This is a genomic window from Streptomyces thermospinosisporus (assembly GCF_039526425.1).
In the GTDB taxonomy this organism is placed as follows: domain Bacteria; phylum Actinomycetota; class Actinomycetes; order Streptomycetales; family Streptomycetaceae; genus Streptomyces; species Streptomyces thermocarboxydovorans.
The window spans coordinates 57,983-64,345 of record NZ_BAAAIZ010000077.1 but is presented as its reverse complement, the minus strand read 5'-3'; the positions used below and the strand labels follow the sequence as shown (position 1 = coordinate 64,345).

At 71.0% G+C, this 6,363-nt stretch carries 5 protein-coding genes; all 5 read left to right on the top strand.

All coding sequences use genetic code 11. The features are described from left to right. Window positions 1-12 precede the first annotated feature (12 nt). Window positions 13-2,070 carry a putative bifunctional diguanylate cyclase/phosphodiesterase gene (locus ABD207_RS23850; protein WP_344015159.1) on the top strand — a complete coding sequence of 686 codons (2,058 nt, stop codon included), beginning with the start codon at window positions 13-15 and terminating at the stop codon, window positions 2,068-2,070. A gap of 336 nt (window positions 2,071-2,406) precedes the next feature. Next, window positions 2,407-2,703, top strand: a complete 297-nt coding sequence (gene gatC, locus ABD207_RS23845) for an Asp-tRNA(Asn)/Glu-tRNA(Gln) amidotransferase subunit GatC (RefSeq protein ID WP_004925108.1) — start codon at window positions 2,407-2,409, stop codon at window positions 2,701-2,703. Between the two features lie 6 nt (window positions 2,704-2,709). Beyond that, window positions 2,710-4,203, top strand: a complete 1,494-nt coding sequence (gene gatA, locus ABD207_RS23840) for an Asp-tRNA(Asn)/Glu-tRNA(Gln) amidotransferase subunit GatA (RefSeq protein WP_344015157.1) — start codon at window positions 2,710-2,712, stop codon at window positions 4,201-4,203. After that, entirely contained in the window at window positions 4,200-4,439 is a 240-nt protein-coding gene (locus ABD207_RS23835; RefSeq protein ID WP_260829575.1) for a hypothetical protein, read from the top strand. The genes gatA and ABD207_RS23835 overlap by 4 nt, the downstream gene beginning before the upstream one ends. Before the next feature lie 15 nt (window positions 4,440-4,454). Then, window positions 4,455-5,969 (top strand): Asp-tRNA(Asn)/Glu-tRNA(Gln) amidotransferase subunit GatB, encoded by a 1,515-nt coding sequence (gene gatB / locus ABD207_RS23830; protein WP_344015156.1) that lies wholly within the window; start codon window positions 4,455-4,457, stop codon window positions 5,967-5,969. Window positions 5,970-6,363 lie beyond the last annotated feature (394 nt).

Sequence of the window (6,363 nt, the reverse complement as noted above, 5' to 3'; positions counted from 1 at the left end):
CCCCCGGCCGACGTGCCCGACGCCGAGGCCGAACGCCACTTCTCCTGGCCCGCGTTGCCCGCGGCCGTCGTCGCCGCGGCCGGGTTCGTGCTCGGCGCCGGCTTCCTGCGGGCCTTCACCCAGGGGCACGCCCTGTTCCCGTCCGGCAGGGTCGGCTGGTCCCTCGCCGTGCTCACCGGGATCATCGTCGGCCATCTGGTGATGCTGGGCCGCTCCCGCTGGTGGGGCGGCACCGGCTCGGGTGCCGCCCTCACCCTCGCCGTGCTGCTGCTGTACGGATGGGTTCCGGCCGGCATGGTCAGCCTCACCGTGGTGGTGCTGGTCGGCATAGCCCGGCGGGGCCGCTGGCGCCAGGGCATACTGCACGGCGCGGTGGACCTGCTCGGCATCGGCGCCGGAGCGCTGGTGCGGGCCGCGTTCGGCTGCGTACCGACCGTGGAGTCGCCGTCCACCCCGGACAGCTGGACGCTCACCACCGCCGCCGAGGTCGTCCTCGTCGCCGTCGCCTATCTCGCGGTCACCCGCACCCTGCTCTGGTACCTGCACGTCCCGCACGCCGGACTGCCCACGGTCGCCCGCACCGCCCTGGTCAGACAGGGACTGGTCGCCGTCGCCCTGCTCGGCATAGCACCGCTGATCTGCGTGGTCGCCGACGCCCGGCCGGTGCTGCTGCCGCTGTTCGCCATCCCGCTGATCGCCCTCGACTCGACCCTGTGGATAGCCAGGGCCCGCGCGGAGGAGCAGCTGCGCGACCCCCTCACCGGGCTGCCCAACCGCCAGTGGCTGCAGGAGCGCATCTGGACCGCCCTCGACGAGGCCGAACGGATCGACGCCCGCGCCGCCCTGATGCTGATCGACCTCGACCGTTTCCGTTCGGTCAATGACACCCTCGGTCATCTCGCCGGTGACCGGCTGCTGCTGCAGATCGCCGACCGGCTCAGAATGGCCCTCCCGCGCGGGGCGGAGGCCGCGCGGCTCGGCGGTGACGAGTTCGCCGTCTTACTGCCCGTCGTCGACTCCACGACCTCCGCCACCCGCGTCGCCCGGGGCCTGGTGGCCGCGCTCAGCTCCCCGCTCGACCTCGACGGACTCACCCTCGTCCTCGAGGCCAGCGCGGGCGTCGCCGTCTTCCCCGACCACGCGCTCGACGCGGAGGGACTGCTGCGGCGCTCCGACGTCGCGATGTACCAGGCCAAGCGGGACCGCACCGGCGTGGAGGTCTACGAGTCCAAGCGGGACTCCAACACGCCCGACCGGCTCGGCCTCCTCGGCGATCTGCGCCGGGCGCTGGACGCGCACGAGGTCGAGCTGCACTACCAGCCCAAGGTCCGCTTCGACGGGCAGGTCGCGGGCCTCGAGGCGCTGGTGAGATGGGTGCACCCGGAGCGGGGCAAGGTACCGCCGGACGAGTTCATCGCCATCGCCGAGTCCTCCGGGCTGATGCCGCATCTCACCGAGTACGTCCTGGAGACCGCGCTCGGGCAGGTGGCCCGCTGGCGCGCACAGGGCCTGTTCGTGCCGGTCGCGGTCAATGTCTCGCCGCGCGATGTGCACACGCCCGGCTTCGCCGGCTCGGTCGCGGCGCGGCTCGCCCGGCACGGAGTCCCGGCGGGGGCGCTGCAACTGGAGATCACCGAGCATGTGCTGCTGGAGGATCCGACGCGGGCCGCGGACACGCTCAACGCCCTGACCGGGCACGGGGTGAAGATGTCGCTGGACGACTTCGGGACGGGGTACTCCTCGCTGGTGCATCTGCGGAAGCTGCCGGTGAGCGAGCTGAAGATCGACCGGTCGTTCGTCGCGCGGCTGGCGGTGGATGCGGAGGATGCGGAGATCGTGCGGTGCACGGTCGATCTTGCGCACTCGCTGGGGCTTCTCGTGGTCGCGGAGGGCGTCGAGGACGACGAGACCTGGGAGCGGCTGCGGGACCTGGGGTGCGATGCGGTGCAGGGGTGGCTGGTCGCTTCGGCGATGCCGGCGGATGAGACGACGGCGTGGTTGCTGGCGCGGGGGTCCCGGGGGTGGCAGCGGCCTGCGGCGGCGTTGCCGGCCGCGGCCGCGGAGGAGTAACGGGGCTGACTTTTCAGGCAAGGGTGCCTGGGGTGTCCGGTGGGGGCGCCTAGTGGGGTGCCGGGTGTTGTTGTCTGGTGGCTGCGGGTGCGTGGTGGTTGATCGCGCAGTTCCCCGCGCCCCTGGGTGGGTGCCCGGTTCGGTTGTGGGTTGTGTGCGGGTGAGTCGTGGCCGGTCGCGCCCGCGGCGGAGCCGCAAACCGATGGAGCCCCCGCGCCCCTGTCAGGGAGTTGCAGTCACGTTGGTCCGACCGTCCCGGAAACCGTTTCACGAGCACCCGGTGGGGACCCATAGGATTGGGCCAAACCACACACACTCACCCCAGAGGATCGCTGCATGCCTGGCATCACGCGCGAGGAGGTCGCCCACCTCGCCCGGCTGGCGCGTCTGGAGCTGAAGCCCGAAGAGCTCGACCACTTCGCAGGCCAGCTGGACGACATCATCGGCGCGGTGGCCCGCGTCAGCGAGGTCGCCGACCAAGACGTACCGCCGACCTCGCACCCGCTCCCGCTGACGAACGTCATGCGCCCGGACGAGGTCCGTCCTTCGCTCACCCCCGAGCAGGCGCTGTCCGGCGCCCCGGCCCAGGAGCAGCAGCGTTTCAAGGTGCCGCAGATCCTGGGGGAGGAGTAAGCCGTCATGACGGACATCATCAAGCTCACCGCGGCCGAGGTCGCCGCGAAGATCGCCTCCGGCGAGCTCACCGCGGTCGAGGTCACCGAGGCCCACCTGGCCCGGATCGAGGCCGTCGACGAGAAGGTGCACGCCTTCCTGCACATCGACCGGGAGGGCGCCCTCGCCCAGGCCCGTGCCGTCGACGAGAAGCGGGAGCGCGGGGAGAAGCTCGGCCCGCTCGCCGGTGTGCCGCTCGCGCTGAAGGACATCTTCACCACCGAGGGCGTCCCGACCACCGTCGGCTCCAAGATCCTCGAGGGCTGGATCCCGCCGTACGACGCGACGCTCACCAAGCGGCTCAAGGCCGCCGACGTGGTCATCCTCGGCAAGACCAACATGGACGAGTTCGCCATGGGGTCGTCGACGGAGAACAGCGCGTTCGGCCCGACCGGCAACCCCTGGGACCTCACCCGGGTCCCCGGCGGCTCCGGCGGCGGTTCCTCCGCCGCGCTGGCCGCGTACATGGCACCGCTCGCGATCGGCACCGACACCGGCGGCTCCATCCGCCAGCCGGCCGCCGTCACCGGCACCGTCGGCGTCAAGCCGACCTACGGCGCGGTCTCCCGCTACGGCATGGTCGCCTTCTCCAGCTCGCTGGACCAGGGCGGCCCCTGCGCCCGTACGGTCCTGGACGCGGCGCTGCTGCACGAGGTGATCGCCGGGCACGACCCGATGGACTCCACCTCCATCGACGAGCCCGTCCCGCCGGTCGTCGAGGCCGCCCGCAACGGCAGCGTGCAGGGCATGCGCGTCGGCGTCGTCAAGCAGTTCCGCGGCGAGGGCTACCAGGCCGGTGTCGTCCAGCGGTTCGACGAGTCGGTCGAGCTGCTCAAGGAGCTGGGCGCCGAGATCGTCGAACTGGACTGCCCGTCCTTCGACCTGGCGCTGTCGGCGTACTACCTGATCGCCCCCTCCGAGTGCTCCTCCAATCTCGCCCGCTTCGACGGCCTGCGCTACGGCCTGCGGACCGGCGACGACGGCACGCACTCCGCCGAGGAGGTCACCTCGCTGACCCGTGCGGCCGGATTCGGCCCCGAGGTCAAGCGCCGCATCATGCTCGGCACCTACGCGCTCAGCTCCGGCTACTACGACGCGTACTACGGCAGCGCCCAGAAGGTCCGCACCCTCATCAAGCGGGACTTCGACAAGGCGTTCGAGCAGGTCGACGTGATCGTCTCCCCGACGACCCCCACCACCGCCTTCCCGATCGGCGAGCGCGCCGACGACCCGATGGCGATGTACCTCGCCGACCTGTGCACCATCCCGACCAACCTGGCCGGCAACGCCGCCATGTCGCTGCCCTGCGGGCTCGCGCCCGAGGACAACCTGCCGGTCGGACTGCAGATCATCGCCCCGGTCATGAAGGACGACCGCCTCTACAAGGTGGGCGCCGCCGTCGAGGCCGCCTTCGTGGAAAAGTGGGGCCACCCGCTGCTCGAGGAGGCTCCGTCGCTGTGAGTGCACTGACCAAGGCCAAGGGCTTCAAGAAGTCCCGGTCCGGTACGTACCTGTCCATGGCCGCCACCGCGTTCGGCGCGATCGGCGTCGCCAAGCGGCTGAAGAAGGCCCGCGCCGAGAAGGACACCCTGGTCCTGATCGACGCCACCGTGTCCGCCGCCGCGATCGTCACCGGCCTCGCCATCCTCTACCGCGAGCTGAAGCGGCTGGGCGACGACGACGTCCTGCTGGGCTGAGAGGGAAACAGCACCGTGACCACCACGACCGACCTGGTGTCGTACGAGGACGCACTCGCGGCGTACGACCCCGTCATGGGCCTCGAGGTCCATGTCGAACTCGGCACCAAGACCAAGATGTTCTGCGGCTGTTCGACCGCGCTGGGCGCCGAGCCGAACACCCAGACCTGCCCCGTCTGCCTCGGCCTGCCCGGCGCGCTCCCGGTCGTCAACGCGACCGGCGTCGAGTACGCCGTCAAGATCGGCCTCGCGCTGAACTGCGAGATCGCCGAATGGTGCCGCTTCGCCCGGAAGAACTACTTCTATCCGGACATGCCGAAGAACTTCCAGACCTCTCAGTACGACGAGCCGATCGCCTTCAACGGCTACCTCGACGTGCAGCTGGAGGACGGCGAGACCTTCCGCGTGGAGATCGAACGCGCCCACATGGAGGAGGACACCGGCAAGTCGACGCACGTCGGCGGCGCCACCGGCCGTATCCACGGCGCGTCCCACTCCCTGCTGGACTACAACCGGGCCGGCATCCCGCTCATCGAGATCGTCACCAAGCCCATCACGGGCGCCGGGGAGCGTGCCCCCGAGGTGGCGAAGGCCTACGTCCGTGAGCTGCGCGAGCTCATCCGGGCGCTCGGCGTCTCCGAGGCCCGCATGGAGATGGGCCAGATGCGCTGCGACGTCAACCTGTCGCTGATGCCGAAGGGCGCCGACAAGTTCGGCACCCGCTCCGAGACCAAGAACGTCAACTCGCTGCGCTCCGTGGAGCGCGCCTGCCGCTACGAGATCCAGCGGCACGCGGCGGTGCTGAGCAGCGGCGGCACGGTCGTCCAGGAGACCCGCCACTTCCACGAGGACACCGGCACCACCACCTCCGGCCGCGTGAAGGAGGAGGCCGAGGACTACCGGTACTTCCCGGAGCCCGACCTGGTGCCGGTCGCCCCGCCCCGCGAATGGGTCGAGGAGCTGCGCGCGAGCCTGCCCGAGCTGCCGCTGGTGCGCCGCAACCGGCTCCGCGAGGAGTGGGGCCTGTCCGCCACCGACATGCAGGCGATCCTCAACGCCGGTGCGCTGGACCTGATCGTCGCCACGATCGACGCCGGTGCCGACGCCGCCTCCGCCCGCAAGTGGTGGATGGGTGAGCTGGCCCGCAACGCCAACGAGTCCGGCAAGGCGCTGGACGAGCTGGCGATCACCCCGGCGCAGGTCGCCCGGGTCACCGAGCTGGTGGCGAAGGGAGACCTGAACGACAAGCTGGCCCGCCAGGTCATCGAGGGCGTCCTGGCCGGCGAGGGCACGCCGGACGAGGTCGTGGAGAAGCGCGGTCTGAAGGTCGTCTCCGACGAGGGCGCGCTCACCGCCGCCGTCGACGAGGCCATCGCCGGCAACCCGGCCATCGCGGACAAGGTCCGCGGCGGCAAGGTGGCGGCGGCCGGCGCCCTGGTCGGCGCGGTCATGAAGGCCACCCGCGGCCAGGCCGACGCGGCCCGCGTCAAGGAGCTCATCCTCGAGAAGCTGGGCGTCAGCGAGGGCTGACCCGGACCTTCGAATGAAAGCCGAATGAAGGCCGAATGAAGGCCGAATGAAGGCCGAATGAAAGCCGAATGAAGGGGTGCGCCGGCATCGGTGCACCCCTTCGTCATGCGTTCATCGGTCATCCCTCCTGCTCAGCGGCCGGAGCGAACCCCCGCGCCGGGTTTGTGATCCCGGAGGCGCTACGCTCCCGCGCCATGAGTGGACGCGCTGATTCCGACACGCACCCGGAGCAGACCGAGTCCGCCGAGGACACGGCACACGAGCACCACGCCGGAACCGAAGACACCGCCGGTACGGAAACCGCAACAGAGACGGAAACGGCAACACAGACGGAGACCGTGGCCGGCGAGCCCGCCGACGAGGAGGCCGCCGGCGACGAGCCCGCCGACGAGGA

Coding starts and splice junctions, on each gene's coding strand:
- gatC (WP_004925108.1), top strand. CDS start 2,407: ATGCCTGGCATCACGCGCGAGGAGGTCGCCCACCTCGCCCGGCTGGCG.
- gatA (WP_344015157.1), top strand. CDS start 2,710: ATGACGGACATCATCAAGCTCACCGCGGCCGAGGTCGCCGCGAAGATC.